We start from the raw sequence: 18,356 nt of genomic DNA, 5'->3' as shown, positions 1-18,356 counted from the left end.
ACCACAGTCGAACCGTCGTATAACCACCCCGCATAGCCATGCCAAAGACCCTCTACGACAAGCTGTGGGATTCGCACGTCGTCCACACGGAAGACGACGGCACCACTTTGCTCTACATCGATCGCCATCTCCTGCACGAAGTGACGAGCCCACAGGCGTTCGAAGGCCTGAAGCTCAACGAGCGGCCGCTCTGGCGTGTCAGCGCCAACCTCGCCGTTTCGGACCATAACGTGCCTACGACGGATCGCAGCCACGGCATCGCCGATCCGATCTCGAAGCTGCAGGTCGACACGCTCGACGCGAACTGCGACGCCTACGGCATCACGCAGTTCAAGATGAACGACATGCGCCAGGGCATCGTCCACATCATCGGCCCCGAGCAGGGCGCGACGCTGCCGGGCATGACGATCGTCTGCGGCGACTCGCACACCTCGACGCACGGCGCCTTCGGCGCGCTCGCGCACGGCATCGGCACGTCCGAGGTCGAGCACGTGCTGGCCACGCAAACGCTCTTGCAGAAGAAGAGCAAGAACATGCTCGTGAAGGTCGAGGGCTCGCTGCCGCGCGGCTGTACGGCGAAGGACATCGTGCTCGCGATCATCGGCAAGATCGGCACGGCCGGTGGTACGGGCTACGCCATCGAGTTCGGCGGCTCGACGATCCGCGCGCTCTCGATGGAAGGCCGCATGACCGTCTGCAACATGGCGATCGAAGCGGGCGCGCGCGCAGGCATGGTCGCCGTCGACGATACGACGATCGAGTACCTGAAGGGGCGTCCGTTCTCGCCGCAGGGTGTCGAGTGGGATCAGGCGGTCGAATACTGGAAGACGTTCACGTCCGGCCCGGATGCGCATTTCGATCGCGTCGTCGAGCTCAATGCGGCTGAGATCGTGCCGCAGGTCACCTGGGGCACCTCACCGGAAATGGTCACATCGGTCGATGGCCGCGTGCCCGATCCCGAGCGCGAGAAAGACGCGGTCAAGCGCAGCGCGATGGAGCGCGCGCTGCAATACATGGCGCTCGAGCCGAATACGCCCATCGAGTCGATCAAGCTCGACAAGATATTCATCGGTTCCTGCACGAACGCGCGCATCGAAGATCTGCGCGCAGCGGCCTACGTCGTGAAGAAGCTGGGGCGCCGCGTCGCCTCGAACATCCGGCTCGCGCTGGTCGTGCCGGGCTCCGGGCTCGTCAAGGCACAGGCCGAACGCGAAGGGCTCGACAAGGTCTTCGCGGAGGCGGGCTTCGAATGGCGCGAACCGGGGTGCTCGATGTGCCTCGCGATGAACGCGGACCGGCTCGAGCCCGGCGAGCGCTGCGCATCGACGTCGAACCGCAATTTCGAAGGGCGCCAGGGCGCGGGCGGGCGCACGCATCTCGTGAGCCCGGCGATGGCGGCGGCAGCGGCGATCGAAGGGCATTTCGTCGACATTCGCAGGCTGGGGTGACAGATGAAGGCTCGTGTTTTCGGTCGCGGCGCAGCGCTGATTCTGCTGCTGGCAGCGTTGATGTCGATGGCGGGCTGCAATACCGTGGCGGGCTTCGGCCAGGACATCCACGATTCGGCCCGCACCGTTCAGCACGCTCTATGACGTTCCCGATTTGACGTTGCTTATTCTCGCGCCGGTCCGGCAACGCCCGGGCTGGCGGTGCCTTGCATAACCGAGGCGATATCCATCTGGATGACGGATCATGGAAAAATTCATCGTGCATACCGGCGTTGCCGCGCCGCTCGATCGCGAGAACGTCGATACGGACGCGATCATTCCGAAGCAGTTTCTGAAATCGATCAAGCGCTCGGGCTTCGGCCCCAATCTCTTCGACGAGTGGCGCTACCTCGATCATGGCGAGCCGGGCCAGGACAACTCGCGTCGCCCGCTCAATCCCGACTTCGTGCTCAATCAGCCGCGCTACCAAGGCGCGTCGGTGCTGCTTGCGCGCAAGAATTTCGGCTGTGGGAGCTCGCGCGAGCATGCGCCCTGGGCGCTGCAGCAGTATGGCTTTCGCACGTTGATCGCGCCGAGCTTCGCCGACATCTTCTATAACAACTGCTTCAAGAACGGCTTGCTGCCGATCGTGCTTTCGGAGCAGCAGGTCGATCATCTGTTCAACGAGACGTATGCCTTCAACGGCTATCAGTTGACCATCGATCTCGCCGCGCAAGTCGTTCGGAGTCCTGATGGTCGCGAGTACCCGTTCGAAGTCGACGCATTCCGCAAGTACTGCTTGCTGAACGGCTTCGACGACATCGGCCTGACGCTTCGGCACGCGGACAAGATTCGCGCCTTCGAAGCGGAGCGGATCGCGAAGCAGCCGTGGCTCGGCCATCGGATCGTCCGCTGACGCATATCCTCGGCGGGCTCGTCGATCGATGTCCGCGGCTCGGATCGAAGCGGTCGTTACTTGCTCCGCTGCTGCCGTCTCTGGTTCGAGATTGACTAGAGAATCTCAACGAACAACGCAATACAGGAATTACGCATGAAGATCGCAGTGCTGCCCGGCGACGGCATCGGCCCCGAAATCGTCAAGGAAGCGGTAAAGGTACTCAACGCGCTCGGTGAGAAGTTCGAGCTCGAGGAGGCGCCCGTCGGCGGTGCCGGTTATGAAGCGAAGGGGCACCCGCTGCCCGATTCGACGCTCGCGCTGGCGAAGGAAGCGGACGCTATCCTGTTCGGCGCCGTCGGAGACTGGAAGTACGACTCGCTCGAGCGCGCGCTGCGCCCGGAGCAGGCCATTCTTGGCCTGCGCAAGCATCTGCAGCTCTTCGCGAACTTCCGTCCTGCGATCTGCTATCCGCAGTTGACGGGCGCTTCGTCGCTGAAGCCCGAGATCGTTTCGGGGCTCGACATTCTGATCGTGCGCGAACTGAACGGGGACATCTACTTCGGCTCGCCGCGTGGAATCCGCCAGGCGCCGGACGGCGCCTTCGAAGGCGCGCGCGAAGGCTTCGATACGATGCGCTATTCGGAGCCTGAAGTGCGCCGTATCGCGCACGTTGCCTTCCAGGCGGCGCAAAAGCGCGGCAAGCGGTTGACGTCGGTCGACAAGGCGAATGTGCTGGAAACGTCGCAGCTCTGGAAAGAGGTGATGATCGACGTGGCGAAGGAGTACGCCGACGTCGATCTCTCACACATGTACGTCGACAACGCGGCCATGCAACTCGTCAAGGCGCCAAAATCGTTCGACGTGATCGTGACGGGCAATATGTTCGGCGACATTCTCTCCGATGAAGCCGCCATGTTGACGGGTTCGATCGGCATGTTGCCGTCGGCCTCGCTCGATAAGAACAACAAGGGCCTTTACGAACCTTCGCACGGCTCCGCGCCCGACATCGCCGGCAAGGGCATCGCGAATCCGCTCGCGACGATTCTCTCGGCCGCGATGATGCTGCGTTACTCGCTCAATAAGGCCGAGCAGGCCGATAGGATCGAGAAAGCGGTGCAAAAAGTGCTCGAAGCGGGCTACCGCACGGCCGATATCGCGACGCCCGGAGGCAAGCAGGTCGGCACCGTCGAAATGGGCGATGCTGTTCTCGCTGCTCTGTAGGAGCCGACGCCAGTCGAAACCGGTGCGGGTGCGCGCCGGATGATCGGAATCTAATGCCGATTTTGCGTAAAATCGACGCAAAATCGGCATTTTCGTGTAGACTGTCGCGATGGCGCGAATCCCCCAAATCCCCTCGATTTCAAACCTGGACGGCATGACTGTTCGTGCGGGCGGGTTCGCCATTGCCGGCGCCATCGGCGCGGCCGGCATTATTTCGATCAAATCGATTACCCCCAAAACGATCACGACGAAACGCTGATCGTCCGCCGTGCCCGCCCGTCTTCCCCGCGCGGTCACGCCGGGCAAGATTGCGGGGAAGCGTCCACTCGAAGGGTAAATCATGAATGTAGGTCTCGTAGGTTGGCGCGGCATGGTCGGCAGCGTCCTGATGCAGCGGATGCGGCAGGAGGGCGACTTCGACCTGATCGAACCGGTGTTCTTCAGCACGAGCAATGCGGGCGGCGCCGCCCCGTCGTTCGCCAAGAACGAGACCAAGCTCAAAGATGCCGCCAGCATCGACGATCTGAAAAAGTGCGACGTCATCATCACCTGCCAGGGTGGCGACTACACGAATGAAGTGTTCCCGAAGCTGCGCGCGGCGGGCTGGAACGGCTATTGGATCGATGCGGCTTCGTCGCTGCGGATGAAGGACGATGCGGTCATCGTGCTCGATCCGGTCAACCTGAACGTGATCAAGGACGCGCTCGTCAAGGGCACGAAGAACTTCATCGGCGGCAACTGCACGGTCAGCTTGATGTTGATGGCGCTCGGCGGGCTCTTCCGCGAGAACCTCATCGAATGGATGACGGCGATGACCTATCAGGCCGCCTCGGGCGCCGGCGCGCAAAACATGCGCGAACTGCTCGCGCAGATGGGCACGCTCAACGGCGCCGTAAAGGACGAACTCAAGGATCCGTCCTCGGCGATTCTCGATATCGACCGCCGCGTGCTCGCCGCCATGAATGGCGATGCGATGCCGACCGAGCACTTCGGCGTGCCGCTCGCGGGCTCGTTGATCCCCTGGATCGACAAGGATCTCGGCAACGGCATGTCGAAGGAGGAATGGAAGGGCGGCGCCGAGACGAACAAAATCCTCGGCAAGCCGGCCATGGGCGCGCCGGGCTCGATTCCCGTCGATGGCCTCTGCGTGCGGATCGGCGCGATGCGCTGCCACTCGCAGGCGCTCACGATCAAGCTCACGAAGGACGTGCCGCTTGACGAAGTGAACGCGATTCTCGCCTCGGGCAACGATTGGGTGAAGGTCGTGCCGAACGAGCGCGAAGCTTCGATGCGTGATTTGTCGCCGGCCGTCGTGACGGGCACGCTCACGGTGCCGGTCGGCCGGTTGCGCAAGCTCGCGATGGGCGGCGAGTATCTGTCCGCCTTTACCGTCGGCGATCAATTGCTGTGGGGCGCCGCCGAGCCGCTGCGCCGCATGCTGCGCATCCTGCTCGACAAGTGAGGCGATGGCGTGGCCTTGCCGGCCGTCCTCGCGTAAACTACGCGCTGACTGGCGCGTAAAGCCGCAAAGGCGCCGCACCGCGGCGCCTTTTTCGTTGCCGCTCCGAACCGAATCTTGTCTTCCCACAACGCCAATCAAGGCCGCGCTTCGTGGCGCGGAATGCATTCATGACGGTACGTTCGACGCTCCGCCTGCGGGCCGTGCGTGTTGTTGCCCGTTCGACTGTCGCCGCGTGCGCGCTCTTGGGCGCGCTGGGCTCGTCGGCCGCGCGCGCCGACGATGCGGCGAGCGCCGCTGCTGCCTCCGTAACCGCCTCCGCAGCGACGCAATACACAGTCAAGCCCGGACAATCGCTCAACGATGTCGCCATCGCCGCGACGCAATCGCACGACAAAGCGATCCTCGCACGCGCCGCGAAAGCGATTTTCGACGCCAATCCGTCCGCGTTCATGCGCGGCGATCCGAGCCTCATGAAGCTCGGCGCCGTCCTCAACGTGCCGCCGCTCGATGCGTCGGGCGCACCCGTGGCGGGCGGCGCATCGGCGCCTTCGGCGTCGTCGGCGGCAGTCGCGAGTGCCGGGGCGGCCGGCACGGCCTCGGCTACCGCCTCGCATCCGGCGTCCGCGGGCGTGGCCGCTGGCGCGTCAGCGAGCGCAGCGCAGAAAGCGGCGGGGGCATCGGCAGGCCAATCCGCGAGTGCAAGCCTCGCGCCGGCTTCCACTGCGGCCGCGGCGGCCAGCAGCGCCGCGCAATCGGCACCGCATTCACAAGGGGCGGCTGCTTCGGCAAGCGCGCCGCTGGCAGCAAGTGGCACAACGGGACATGCGTGGACCGGCACGATCCAATCGGCGCCCGCCACTTCCGCGCAGGCCCCAGCAAGCGGAACCGGCGAAGCGCCCGCGGTCGCCGCGCCAGCGCCGGTTAGTGCAACAGGCAGCACCGCCGTTGCGCCGACGCCCGGAGCGGCGTCATCCGCCACAGGTGCAGCCGCCGCGCCAGTCTCGGGTGCATCACCCGCCAGCACGCCGCATCCGCGTTTTTCGAGTTTGCAGCAGTTGCTCGCGCTGAAGAACCGCGTGCTGATGGACCTGCAGCGGCATGGATTTGCTTCCAAGCAATCCCATGAATCATCGGCGAGCAGCGAGAATGCGGCGAGCGGAGCAACGGGCGCGCCGCAAGGCGGCTCGGCGCCGCAGGCGGGCATGCCGCCTGCGCCCGTTCATGTCCCGAATGCTCGCGGGTCAGCCGTTGGCGAGCAGTTCATCGGCATTGGGGACTACGGCATCCGCGTCCCTCACGGTTCTATTCCGGTCGTCGCAGCCGTGGCTTCGGCCGTTGTCGCGGCGTTGCTCGTGCTCGCCGTCGGCTTTTCGATCGGTGGCCGCAAGCGCCGAGCGGCGCGCGCCGCAGCGTCGGCGGAAGTGGCCGCCGCCGGCGGCGCCGCGTCGACGCAAGGGAGCGACGCCGCGAAGCCCTTCGTGGCCGATACGTCGAGCCAGGATCCCGTCGAAGCCGAGTACCTCGCCGCCCTTGCACGGACACCGACGAGCAAACGCGCGCTGATGGGGCTCGCCGGCCATTACGCCGAGCGTCGCAATATCAAGGGCTTCGACGAAATCGCACAGCGAATCTGGCATCTATCGGGCGGTCAAGGTCCCAATTGGTTGCATATCGCCTCGCTCGGGCGCCAGCTCGACCCCGACAACCCGCTGTTCGCGCCTTCGGGCGAGGGGCGGGAAGCGGCTGCGCCGGCAGTGCTCGATGAGCGCGAGGAAGGTGTGTTGCCCGAGCATTCGGCCGCCGCCGAGCAACGGCAGTCCGTGGATCACGACGCTAAGCCGGCCGTCGCCGAGGAAGGCCCGCCCGATACTTCGAGCTCGCACGAACAGACGCCTCATTCGCCGGCTCCAGATGAGGTTCGCGCAACGTCACCAGCGGCTGAGGACGAGCCGCCCGCTGTGCCTGCAAGCGAAGCCCATGCGCAGCGCGATGAGCAGGGGTCGCCTGTACGCGAAGAAACGCACGAGGCGAGTGCTGCTGCCATTGCTGATGACGCGTCAACCGTCGATGCATCAACCTCCGATGCCACGGCAGGGGCCGAGGCGGCAGCGGTGACGCCCGACGGGCGCGACGCGACGGAGCACGCCGCGCAAGCCGAGGCGGACAATCCGCCGGTCGCAAATGTCAGCGAATCCGAACCGCCGCACACTGTACTGCCTGCGGAGGCCGTCGATGCGCTGAACGATCTCGATATGGCCTTGCCGCCTCGCGCTGAAGGCTACGATCGGTCTCGGGTCGACGATGTTGCCTCGGCGCCGGACCCGGCAGCTGGCGCCGGTGCGGCAGACTCGGCTGACGAGGAGCTGGAGCTCGACGAGTCCTTGCATAGCCCGCTCCCCGAGGAACAGTCGCACCTTGGCGATAGTGAGATCGAGAGGGCTCGAGCCTCCGATTTTGGCGAGGACCGCGCCGCCGCTCCCGCGCACGAGGCGCCCGACGTAAACCGGATGCACGATGGCCAGAATGCGCACGAGGCGCGTGAGGTACACGAGGCGCACGAGCCCCACGACGAGCCTGAAGGCGAGCCGATGCCCCCGCCGCCCGCGGTGGCGGGCCTCGGCGCCGCACGCTTCGGCGGGCTGAACCTGGCGTTCGACCTCGATTTGCCCGGTGACGGGCAGGGCTCGCCGACGACGGTGGCCACGCCCGCGCAACCGATGTTCTCGGCCGAGCAGATCGCCAAAATCGCCCGCAATAAGCTCGAGCTGGCGCACGAGTACATCGCGCTCGGCGACGTGGGCGGCGCGCGGACGTTGATCCACGAAGTGATCGAATCGAACGACGCGGGCACGCGCGCCGAGGCGCATGCGCTGCTCGCCACGCTCGCTCCGCTGTCGTGAACGACAAAGACGGCCGCCCGATGCGCATCGCCTTAGGCATCCAATACGACGGCACGGCGTTCTGCGGCTGGCAATCGCAGCCGCACGGCAAGACGGTGCAGGATGTGCTCGAGCGGGCGCTCGCCGATTTCGCGTGCACGCCGATCCACACGATCGTGGCCGGACGGACCGACACAGGGGTGCACGGGCTCGGCCAAGTCGTGCATTTCGATACCGACCTCGAGCGCGCCGATTTTTCATGGGTGCGCGGAACGAATGCATTCCTGCAGCCCGAGGTGGCGGTGCAGTGGGCGAAGCCGATGCCGGAGACGTTTCATGCGCGGTTTTCGGCATTCGAGCGGACCTACTACTACGCGCTGCACGTGCACCCGGTCCGCTCGCCGATGCTCGCGGGCCGCGCCGGCTGGGTCCATACGCCGCTCGATATCGACGCGATGCGCGCGGCGGCGGCCTGCCTCATCGGCGAGCACGACTTCTCGGCGTTCCGCTCGTCCGAATGTCAGGCGAAGACACCCGTCAAGCACCTGTATCAGATCGACATCCGGCGTGCCGGCGACCTGATCCACTTCCGCTTTCGGGCCAATGCGTTCCTGCATCATATGGTGCGCAACCTGATGGGATGCCTCGTCGCGGTGGGCCGAGGGCGCTACCCTGTGTCGTGGCTCGCCGAGGTCCTGGCCAGCCGCGACCGGGACCGCGCCGCGCCGACGTTCATGCCCGAGGGGCTCTATCTCGCGCACGTCGGCTATCCGGAAACGTTCGGCGTGCCGGCCGCGAACCTCGGCAGCGTGCCGTGGAGCGTTGTTTGGACCGACTGATGCTGACGCAATCCCATCGAAAGCAAGGTAATCTGAAGCCCGCGAAGACGAGACCATGAACGCAACCGCCCCCTCATCGACACCCTCACCGTCGCCGTTTGCCGGCGATGTCCCGCACCGCACGCGCGTCAAGCTATGCGGCCTTTCGCGCGAATCCGATGTCGAGCTGGCCGTCGAGCTCGGCGCCGATGCGATCGGCCTCGTCTTCTATCCCCAGAGCCCGCGTTTCGTCGGCGTGGCCGAAGCCATCGATCTCGTGAAGCGGCTGCCGCCGTTCGTTTCCGCGGTCGGCCTCTTCGTCAACGCATCGCCCGAATGGATGAGCGAGGTCACGAGCAACGTGCCGCTCGCGATGCTGCAGTTCCACGGCGACGAGACGCCGGCGCAATGCGAGGCGCTTGCCAACCTCGCCGGCCTGCCGTGGCTGCGGGCGCTGCGCATCGGGGCGGATACGAAGCGCGCCGATTTGGTAGAATCGGCGCTTAATTATTCAGCAGCCGGCGGCCTGCTCTTCGATACGCACGTCGAAGGGTACGGCGGCGGCGGGAAGATTTTCGATTGGTCACTTATCCCCGAAGAGCTCGGGCGTCGGGCCGTTTTGAGTGGTGGCTTGAACGCGCAAAACGTCGGTGACGCGATTCGTCGCGTGCGCCCGTTCGCTGTCGATGTCTCGAGCGGCATCGAAGTGCCGGGCGCCAAGGGCGTGAAGGATCCCGCCCGGATGGCGGCGTTCGTACGCGCGGTGCGCGACGCGGACGCCGGATGAATCGAAGGCGGCGCGGCATGGATGTCCCGGCAGAGCGCCGGCGCCGCCGCTCATCGGAGTGACGAATATGTACAACCTTCCCGACCAAAGAGGCCATTTCGGCCCCTACGGCGGCACGTTCGTGGCGGAAACGCTCGTCCATGCCCTCGACGAACTGCGCCTCGCCTATGAGAAGTTCCGCGTGGATCCGGCGTTCGTCGCCGAATACGAGCGCGAGCTGAAGCACTTCGTCGGCCGGCCGTCGCCGATCTATCATGCGCAGCGTTGGAGCGAGCTGCTCGGCGGCGCGCAAGTCTATCTGAAGCGCGAAGATCTCAATCACACGGGCGCGCACAAGGTCAACAACGTCATCGGTCAGGCGCTGCTCGCCAAGCGCATGGGCAAGCCGCGCGTGATCGCCGAGACTGGCGCGGGCCAGCACGGCGTCGCGACGGCGACGATCGCCGCCCGCTTCGGCATGGAGTGCGTCGTCTACATGGGCGCCGAGGACGTGCGCCGGCAGGCGGCCAACGTCTACCGGATGAAGCTGCTCGGCGCGACCGTGGTACCGGTAGAGTCCGGCTCGCGCACGCTCAAGGACGCGCTCAACGAAGCGATGCGCGACTGGGTGACCAACGTCGAAAGCACGTTTTACATCATTGGCACCGTGGCCGGGCCGCACCCGTATCCGATGATGGTGCGCGACTTCCAACGCGTGATCGGCGACGAGTGCCGCGTGCAGATGCCCGAGATGACGGGGCGTCAGCCCGATGTCGTCATTGCCTGCGTCGGCGGTGGATCGAACGCGATGGGCATCTTCTATCCGTACATCGATGACGAGGCGGTCAAGCTCGTCGGCGTCGAGGCGGCCGGGGACGGGCTCGAGACGGGGCGTCACGCGGCGTCGCTGACGGGCGGCCGCCCTGGCGTGCTGCACGGCAACCGGACGTACCTTCTGCAAGACGAGAACGGGCAGATCATCGAGACGCATTCGGTTTCGGCAGGGCTCGACTATCCGGGCGTCGGTCCCGAGCACGCGTGGCTCAAGGATAGCGGGCGTGCTCAGTACGTGACGATCACGGACGAAGAGGCGCTGAAGGCTTTTCACGATTGCTGTCGCATCGAGGGCATCATTCCCGCGCTCGAGTCGAGCCATGCGCTTGCGTATGCGGCGAAGCTCGCGCCGACGCTCGGACGCGACAAGCATCTGCTCGTGAACCTCTCGGGGCGTGGCGACAAAGACATGCATACCGTCGCCGAGCGTTCGGGTATTCACTTCTGAGCCTCGCCGCGATGCGCGACGTCCTCGACGACTTCGACGAACCGCAGCCGGCCGCGGGCAGTGCGCCCGCGCCGGTCGCGGCCGTGCCTGCCCGCATCGATCTGCGTCATCGCGATTTTCTGGCCGATGCCGCGAACGTCGCCGATGCCTCGATCGACCTGATCGTTGCCGACCCGCCCTATGGGCTCGGCAAGGACTACGGCAACGATTCGGACATGCTGGCAGGGGAGGCGTTTTTGTCGTGGACGCGCCAATGGCTCGAGCTGGCGATTCCGAAGCTGAAGGAGAGCGGGTCGCTCTATGTTTTCTGCACGTGGCAGTACGCGCCTGAGATCTTCTCGTTCCTGAAGACGAAGCTGAAGATGGTGAACGAGATCATCTGGGACCGTCGCGTGCCGAGCATGGGTGGCACGACGCGCCGCTTCACGTCGGTGCACGACAACATCGGCTTCTTCGCGGTTTCGAAGGATTACTACTTCGATCTCGATCCGGTGCGCATCCCGTACGACGCCGCAACGAAGAAGGCGCGCTCGCGCAAGCTCTTCGAGGGCAGCAGGTGGCTCGAGCTCGGCTATAACCCGAAGGACGTCTGGTCGGTTTCGCGCTTGCATCGGCAACATGCCGAGCGCGTCGACCACCCGACGCAAAAGCCGCTCGAGATCGTCGAACGGATGGTGCTCTCGAGCTGCCCGCCGGGCGGCCGCGTGCTCGATCCGTTCATGGGCAGCGGTACGACGGCTGTCGCATGCGCGCGTCACGGGCGCGCGTTCGTCGGCTACGAGATCAACGAAAGCTATTGCGCGATTGCGCGCGAGCGCGTGGCCGCGGCCTGCGGCGAGCGCTCCGGCGCGAGTGCCGTCGCCTGAACTGGACGCGGGCTCGATGCAAAGCGCCCGACGACCGAAGGCTCGGCCGATGCAACCCGATTCAAGAGAAAAAATCATGTCCCGTATCGAAAAGACTTTTGCGGCGCTCGCCGCGCAACAGAGAAAAGGGTTGATCCCGTTCATCACGGCCGGCGATCCGGACCCGTCGAAAACGGTCGACTTCATGCATGCGCTCGCCGCGGGCGGCGCCGACGTCATCGAGCTCGGCGTGCCGTTTTCCGATCCGATGGCCGACGGTCCGGTGATCCAGCGTTCGTCGGAGCGGGCGCTCGCGCGCGGCGTCTCGTTGCGCCAGGTGCTGGCGGACGTAAAGCGCTTTCGCGAGCGAGATGACAAGACGCCCGTCGTGCTCATGGGCTATGCGAACCCGATCGAATGCATGGGCATCGACGCCTTCGCGGCCGCCGCGGTGGACGCGGGTGTCGACGGGGTCCTTGTCGTCGACTATCCGCCCGAGGAATCGGCCGATTTCGCCGAGCGGATGCGCGCGGCCGGCGTCGATCCGATCTTCCTGCTCGCGCCGACGTCGACCGACGCGCGTATCGCGGCCGTCAGCCAGGTGGCGAGCGGTTACGTCTACTATGTGTCGCTCAAAGGGGTGACGGGCGCGGCGCATCTGGACGTTTCCAGCATCGCGAGTAAAATCCCGGCCATCAAGTCGCATGTGCCCCTGCCGGTGGGCGTCGGTTTCGGTATTCGCGACGCGCGAACGGCGCGCGCCGTGGCCGAAGTGGCCGATGCGGTGGTGATCGGCAGCCGTATCGTGCAGCTGCTGGAAGAAACGCCGCCCGAAGCGGCCGTGACGACGCTGACGGAATTCATCGCCGAAGTGCGGCGCGCGCTCGACGGGGCGTGACTTCCAAGACCAATTAAAAGGAATGACGATGAGCTGGCTCGATAAACTGCTGCCGCCGAAGATCAAGCAGACTGATCCGAAAAGCCGCAAGGGGATCCCCGAGGGGCTGTGGGTCAAGTGTCCGTCGTGCGAGGCGGTGCTCTACCGCAACGACGTCGAGGCGAATCTGCATGTGTGCCCGAAATGCAGCCACCACATGCGGATCGGCGCACGCGCGCGGCTCGACGCGCTGCTCGATGCCGAAGGACGTTACGAGATCGGCCAGGAAATCGTGCCCGTCGACGCGCTCAAGTTCAAGGACAGCCGCAAATATCCCGATCGCATCAAGGATGCGATGGACGAGACTGGAGAAACCGACGCCATGGTCGTCATGGGCGGCGCGATTCATACGCTGCCCGTCGTCGTGGCCTGCTTCGAATTCTCGTTCATGGGCGGCTCGATGGGCTCGGTGGTCGGCGAGCGCTTCGTGCGCGGCGCGACGAATGCGCTCGAGCAACAGGTGCCTTTTATCTGCGTCACGGCTTCGGGCGGGGCGCGCATGCAGGAAAGCCTGCTTTCGCTGATGCAGATGGCGAAGACCACGGCGTTGCTGACGAAGCTCTCCGATGCGAAGCTGCCGTTCATTTCCGTGCTGACCGATCCGACGATGGGCGGTGTCTCGGCGAGCTTCGCGTTCCTCGGCGATGTCGTCATCGCCGAGCCGAAGGCGCTGATCGGCTTCGCCGGACCGCGCGTGATCGAACAGACCGTGCGTGAGAAGCTGCCCGAGGGCTTCCAGCGCGCCGAATTCCTGCTGCAAAAGGGAGCGATCGACATGATCGTCGATCGCCGCAAGCTGCGCGAAGAGATCGCCAGACTCATCGCGCTGATGACACGGCAGCCGGCCGACGCAGTGGCGTAAATCGACGACGTTGTGACTACTTTTTCGACGCTCGACGCCTGGCTCGCGCATCTCGAGTCGGCACACCCAGTCGGCATCGACATGGGGCTCGCCCGCATCGGCAAGGTGAAGGATGCGCTGCGGTTGACGCTCCCATGTCCGGTCATCACCGTCGGCGGCACGAACGGCAAGGGCTCGACCTGCGCGATCCTCGAATCGATCCTGCTCGCCGCGGGCTACCACGTCGGCTGCCACACCTCGCCGCACCTGCTCGAGTTCAACGAGCGCGCGCGCATCGACGGGCAGAGCGCCACCGATGCCGAGCTGCTCCCGCATTTCGAAGCCGTCGAAGCCGCGCGCCGAAGCCTGACCGAGCCGGTTTCGCTGACTTATTTCGAGTTCACGACGCTGGCGATCCTCCACCTCTTCGCGTCGCGCGGGCTCGACGCGGTCATTCTCGAAGTCGGCTTGGGCGGGCGGCTCGATGCGGTCAACGTGATCGATACTGACTGTGCAATCGTGACGAGCATCGATCTCGACCATACCGAGTACCTCGGCGACACGCGCGAAAAGATTGCGCTCGAGAAAGCCGGGATTTTCCGGGCGGGCAAGCCGGCGATTTGCGCCGATCCCGCCGCCCCGCACACGCTTGTCGACCACGCTGACGCGATCGGGGCCGATCTGTGGCTCTTCGGACGGGACTTCCGCTACGAAGGCCAGGCCGGCAGCGAGCGGCAACAATGGAGCTACGTCGGGCGCGGTCTGCGGCGATCGTCGCTCGCTTACCCGGCGCTGCGCGGCGCGAACCAGCTCATCAATACGTCGGCGGCGCTTGCGGCGCTCGAAGCACTGCGCGCGCAACTGCCGGTTTCGGCGCAGGACGTGCGGCTCGGTCTTGCCAATGTCGAGTTGCCCGGGCGGTTCCAGGTGCTGCCGGGCCGGCCGGCGATCATTCTCGACGTGGCCCACAATCCGCATGCGGCCGCGGTCCTTGCCCAGAATCTCGGCAGCATGGGCTTTTACCGGTACACGTACGCCGTCTTCGGCGCCATGCGCGACAAGGACATCGAGGCTATCGTCGGACTGTTGAAGGGCGAAATCGATCACTGGTGTGTGACGGATCTGCCGATCGGGCGCGCGGCTTCCGCGGAGCTGCTCGAGGCGGAATTGCGCCGCGCCGGCGTGACGGATGGGCCCGACAGCAGCGTGACGCGCTTCCCGAACCCCGCCGATGCCTTCCAGGATGCCATGAGCCGAGCGACAGACGATGATAGAATCTTGGTTTTCGGCAGTTTCTATACGGTGGGCGGTGTGATGGCCTACCGCAAGTCGCGGCAACATTGACGGTTCCGAGGCGCGCCAGGAATTCAGCGATTCATGGGATTTTTCTCGTTCGGCAATAAAGACGACGCGCCGCGCCGGCGCGGCGGCAATGCCAAATCCTCCGCGCGCGGCGAGCCGCGTCGTCGCCGCACGGAGCGCAGCGGCGAGAGCGCCGCGGGCAATACCGGTTACGACGCCGATGCGATGCTGCTCGACCCGACGTTGCCTGAAAAGCAGCGCGCGCGCCGCCGGCTGGTTGGCGCGATCGCGCTCGTGATTGCGGCGGTGGTCGTGCTGCCGATGGTGCTCGATTCGCACCCGAAGCCCGTCACTGACGACATCGCCATCGATATTCCAAATCGGCCCATCAGTGTGCCGCGCCGCGCGGCGGACGACCAGGCCGACACGCAGGCAGGCGTCGCACCCGATTCCGATACGGGCGCGCAGGCCGCGGCAGGCGTGACGCCGCCGGGCGCCGATGCGGGAAAGGCATCGGAAGCCCAGGCATCGACTCAATCGAAGGCGGAACAGTCAGCGGACTCCACGGCCCGATCGACCAAATCGACCAAATCGACCAAATCGACCGAATCGACGCAGTCGGCCAAGCCCGCAACGCCGCCGCAGCCCACTGCCCGAGCCGGGCAGTCCGCGCAGCAGGCGCCCGTTGCGCCGGCCGCGAAACCGCAGGCTCAGACACAAGCGCAGACCGCGAAGCCCACGCCGATGCCCGCGCCGAGCGCGGCAAATGCCGATTCGGGCACGCCGGCGGCACCGCCGGGCGCGCGTTTTGCCGTTCAGCTCGGTATCTTCTCCGACGACGCGAGCGCGCGCCGCTGGGAAAGCAAGCTGAAAGCGGCGGGCGTTCCGGCATACATCGAAAACCGCAAGCAAGCTGACGGATCCACGCGGGCGCTGTTGCGCGCGGGTCCGTTCCCCGACCGCGCCGCGGCCTCGGCCGCCATCGCCAAAGTGCGCGAGGCGGGGCTCACGGCCAATGCGGCGCAGTAACGCGTGAGCATGCTGACCGCGTTCGACTATGCGGCACTGGCCGTCATCTTGCTTTCGGCGCTGCGCGGAGCGTGGCGCGGTTTGCTGTCGGAGATTTTCGGCCTGATCGGCTGGATCGCGGCTTTTTTTGTGGCGTGCCGTTACGTCGACCGTTTGGTGCCCTATATTCCAGCTGACTGGCCCGGCGGTGCGTTGACGCAATGGCTGCTGGCTTTCGCCGCGGTCATGGTCGGCGTGGTGATCGTCGCGGGCGTGCTCGGCGCGCTCGTCACGCGCGTCGTGGCCGCTAGCGGGCTGAATGGCGTCGATCGGTCGCTCGGCCTGATGTTCGGCTTTGCGCGCGGCGTGGCGATGGTGCTCGTGCTCGTCGCGCTGGCGGGGCTGACCGAGCTGCCGACAAAGGAATTCTGGCGCGACGCGCTGCTGCGGCCCTATGCCGTGGACGGCGTGCACAAGCTGAAACCGTTCTTGCCTCAGGCGCTCGCCGAGTACGTGCGGATTTGAGGCGATGACGGGCGGGCCCTCCGGGCCTCACGGCTCCGAGGCGCGTGCGCCAACCTGGTTTTCGTATTCTTGAAGGACCTGCCATGTGCGGCATCGTAGGCGTAGTCTCCCACTCCCCGGTCAACCAGCTGATCTACGACAGCCTCCTGCTGTTGCAGCATCGGGGCCAGGATGCAGCCGGCATCGCCACGGCGAACGGCAGCACATTTCATATGTACAAGGCGAACGGCATGGTGCGCGACGTCTTCCGCACGCGCAACATGCGCAGCCTGCCCGGCACCGTCGGCATCGGCCAGGTGCGCTACCCGACGGCCGGCTCGGCGACGAGCGAAGAGGAAGCGCAGCCGTTTTACGTGAACGCGCCGTTCGGCATCATCCTCGCGCATAACGGCAATCTGACGAATTGGCGGCAGTTGAAGGACGAAATGTTCCGTATCGACCGCCGTCACGTGAACACCGATTCGGACACCGAAGTATTGCTGAACGTGCTCGCGCACGAGATGCAGCTTGCGACTTCGGGCCTCCAACTCGATCCCGAGACCGTGTTCAAGGCGGTGGCCGGTGTTCATCGGCGAGTGCGCGGCTCCTACGCGATCGTTTCGCTGATTGCGGGCCACGGCCTGCTGGCTTTTCGCGATCCGTTCGGCATCCGGCCGCTTTGTATCGGCAAGCAGGAAACGAACGAGGGGGTGGAGTGGATCGTGGCGTCGGAATCGGTGGCCGTGGAAGGCATCGGTTTCGAGTTCGTGCGCGACGTCGCGCCGGGCGAGGCAATCTTCATCGACAACGACGGCCGCCTGCATAGTCAGCAATGCGCGGAGAAGCCGAGCCTGAACCCCTGCATCTTCGAGTACGTCTATCTCGCGCGTCCCGATTCGGTGCTCGACGGCGTGCCCGTCTACAACGTGCGGCTGCGCATGGGCGACTATCTCGCCGAGAAGATCAAGCGCGAGCTGCCCGACGTGAAGATCGATGTGGTGATGCCGATCCCCGATTCGTCGCGGCCCGCCGCGATGCAGGTGGCGGCGAAGCTGGGCGTTGAATACCGGGAAGGCTTCTTCAAGAACCGCTATGTCGGCCGCACGTTCATCATGCCGGGGCAGGCGGTGCGCAAGAAGTCGGTACGCCAGAAGCTCAATGCGATGGCGATCGAGTTCAAGGGTAAGAATGTACTGATCGTCGACGATTCGATCGTGCGCGGCACGACTTCGCACGAGATCGTGCAGATGGCGCGCGATGCGGGCGCGAACAAGGTGATCTTCGCTTCGGCGGCGCCGCCCGTGAAGTTTCCGAATGTCTATGGCATCGATATGCCGACGCGCGGCGAGCTGGTCGCGCATGGGCGGACGGATGATGAGGTCGCGAAGATCATCGGCGCCGATTACCTCGTGTATCAGGACGTCGATGCGCTGAAGCAGGCGGTGCGCGATATCAATCCGTCGCTGTCGCGGTTCGAGGCGTCTTGCTTCGATGGCGATTACATCACAGGGGACGTGACGACTGAATATCTCGACGTCATCGAACGCGCACGTACAGCGCCGGCTTCTCAGGCCGATCGTGATTCGGCCGGCGATGTCACCGATAGTACGGTGACGCGGTCTCAGCTGCATTTGCAGTTGTCGGTGGAGTAGTTGGCAGCTTTTGGCCGCGTAATCGAGAGCGGGTGATCACGCGCTGTCTTTTTGCAAGCCCGCTTCGGCTTACGCCAAGCGGGCTTGTCGTCATTGGGGCATCTATCTTGCCTATGCGGTACCCATGGCATCCAAAGCAAATCGATTCTAACCTTCGATCGCGCACGCCTTGACATGCTCGGTCTGCGCCGGAAGTTACGGCTATCCTGATGGACTAGACAGGTTGCCACATCAACCCGCCGGTGAAACCTAGTTATTTTGCCAGGTCTTCGAGCTCGATCTTCGAGTACAGTGCGTTTAAAGAGGCGCACTAATTTGCGCCGGCCGATAAAGTCGCTGATGTCTCAATGGAAAGCGGTGGAGCGAGGTGACGGCTCGCTATGTGTCTTTTAATCGAACTTTTCAAATTAAAAACTCGCCCATGATAACTGTGGTTTTTATGGGGTCATAGAAAATCCGACGCGATCGAAATGATGTGAGAAAAATCTGATATTGACATCCGATGATCGTTGTG

At 64.9% G+C, this 18,356-nt stretch carries 16 protein-coding genes; all 16 read left to right on the top strand.

Features of this window, described 5'->3' with window-relative positions; all coding sequences use genetic code 11:
• The first annotated feature begins 38 nt into the window (after positions 1-38).
• The 16 genes from leuC (at position 39) to purF (ending at position 17,842) form a co-directional block, all read left to right on the top strand.
• Positions 39-1,448, top strand: coding sequence for a 3-isopropylmalate dehydratase large subunit (gene leuC / locus AB4Y31_RS19790; RefSeq protein ID WP_368675411.1), 1,410 nt, complete (start codon positions 39-41; stop codon positions 1,446-1,448).
• Between the two features lie 3 nt (positions 1,449-1,451).
• On the top strand, positions 1,452-1,592 hold the full coding sequence (locus AB4Y31_RS19785; RefSeq protein WP_018439813.1) for a hypothetical protein: 141 nt from the start codon (positions 1,452-1,454) through the stop codon (positions 1,590-1,592).
• A 100-nt stretch (positions 1,593-1,692) separates the two neighbouring features.
• Entirely contained in the window at positions 1,693-2,343 is a 651-nt protein-coding gene (gene leuD, locus AB4Y31_RS19780; RefSeq protein ID WP_368675410.1) for a 3-isopropylmalate dehydratase small subunit, read from the top strand.
• 135 nt (positions 2,344-2,478) lie between these two features.
• Positions 2,479-3,546, top strand: a complete 1,068-nt coding sequence (gene leuB, locus AB4Y31_RS19775; RefSeq protein WP_368675409.1) for a 3-isopropylmalate dehydrogenase — start codon at positions 2,479-2,481, stop codon at positions 3,544-3,546.
• A 340-nt stretch (positions 3,547-3,886) separates the two neighbouring features.
• Entirely contained in the window at positions 3,887-5,008 is a 1,122-nt protein-coding gene (gene asd / locus AB4Y31_RS19770; protein WP_368675408.1) for an aspartate-semialdehyde dehydrogenase, read from the top strand.
• A 167-nt stretch (positions 5,009-5,175) separates the two neighbouring features.
• On the top strand, positions 5,176-7,908 hold the full coding sequence (locus AB4Y31_RS19765; RefSeq protein WP_368675407.1) for a FimV/HubP family polar landmark protein: 2,733 nt from the start codon (positions 5,176-5,178) through the stop codon (positions 7,906-7,908).
• Positions 7,909-7,928: 20 nt separating this feature from the next.
• Positions 7,929-8,726, top strand: coding sequence for a tRNA pseudouridine(38-40) synthase TruA (gene truA, locus AB4Y31_RS19760; protein ID WP_368675406.1), 798 nt, complete (start codon positions 7,929-7,931; stop codon positions 8,724-8,726).
• A gap of 55 nt (positions 8,727-8,781) precedes the next feature.
• The gene (locus tag AB4Y31_RS19755; protein WP_368675405.1) at positions 8,782-9,492 is read left to right on the top strand and encodes a phosphoribosylanthranilate isomerase; all 711 of its coding nucleotides are present in this window, start codon (positions 8,782-8,784) and stop codon (positions 9,490-9,492) included.
• A gap of 67 nt (positions 9,493-9,559) precedes the next feature.
• Positions 9,560-10,753 (top strand): tryptophan synthase subunit beta, encoded by a 1,194-nt coding sequence (gene trpB / locus AB4Y31_RS19750; protein ID WP_368675404.1) that lies wholly within the window; start codon positions 9,560-9,562, stop codon positions 10,751-10,753.
• 11 nt (positions 10,754-10,764) lie between these two features.
• The gene (locus AB4Y31_RS19745) at positions 10,765-11,619 is read left to right on the top strand and encodes a site-specific DNA-methyltransferase (protein ID WP_368675403.1); all 855 of its coding nucleotides are present in this window, start codon (positions 10,765-10,767) and stop codon (positions 11,617-11,619) included.
• Positions 11,620-11,695: 76 nt separating this feature from the next.
• Positions 11,696-12,496 (top strand): tryptophan synthase subunit alpha, encoded by an 801-nt coding sequence (gene trpA / locus AB4Y31_RS19740; RefSeq protein ID WP_018439803.1) that lies wholly within the window; start codon positions 11,696-11,698, stop codon positions 12,494-12,496.
• A gap of 28 nt (positions 12,497-12,524) precedes the next feature.
• Complete coding sequence (accD, locus tag AB4Y31_RS19735; protein WP_020566089.1) at positions 12,525-13,397, top strand: acetyl-CoA carboxylase, carboxyltransferase subunit beta; 873 nt, start codon at positions 12,525-12,527, stop codon at positions 13,395-13,397.
• A gap of 12 nt (positions 13,398-13,409) precedes the next feature.
• The gene (folC, locus tag AB4Y31_RS19730; RefSeq protein ID WP_368675402.1) at positions 13,410-14,720 is read left to right on the top strand and encodes a bifunctional tetrahydrofolate synthase/dihydrofolate synthase; all 1,311 of its coding nucleotides are present in this window, start codon (positions 13,410-13,412) and stop codon (positions 14,718-14,720) included.
• 33 nt (positions 14,721-14,753) lie between these two features.
• The gene (locus AB4Y31_RS19725) at positions 14,754-15,707 is read left to right on the top strand and encodes an SPOR domain-containing protein (RefSeq protein ID WP_368675401.1); all 954 of its coding nucleotides are present in this window, start codon (positions 14,754-14,756) and stop codon (positions 15,705-15,707) included.
• A gap of 9 nt (positions 15,708-15,716) precedes the next feature.
• Positions 15,717-16,211 carry a CvpA family protein gene (locus AB4Y31_RS19720; protein WP_018439799.1) on the top strand — a complete coding sequence of 165 codons (495 nt, stop codon included), beginning with the start codon at positions 15,717-15,719 and terminating at the stop codon, positions 16,209-16,211.
• Positions 16,212-16,294: 83 nt separating this feature from the next.
• Positions 16,295-17,842, top strand: a complete 1,548-nt coding sequence (gene purF / locus AB4Y31_RS19715; protein WP_368675400.1) for an amidophosphoribosyltransferase — start codon at positions 16,295-16,297, stop codon at positions 17,840-17,842.
• Positions 17,843-18,356: the final 514 nt, after the last annotated feature.

Origin of the sequence: Trinickia sp. EG282A, assembly GCF_040965455.1 — a bacterium.
In the GTDB taxonomy this organism is placed as follows: domain Bacteria; phylum Pseudomonadota; class Gammaproteobacteria; order Burkholderiales; family Burkholderiaceae; genus Trinickia; species Trinickia symbiotica.
The sequence above is the reverse complement of the archived record's forward strand: the minus strand, read 5'-3'. Positions and strand labels throughout refer to the sequence as shown.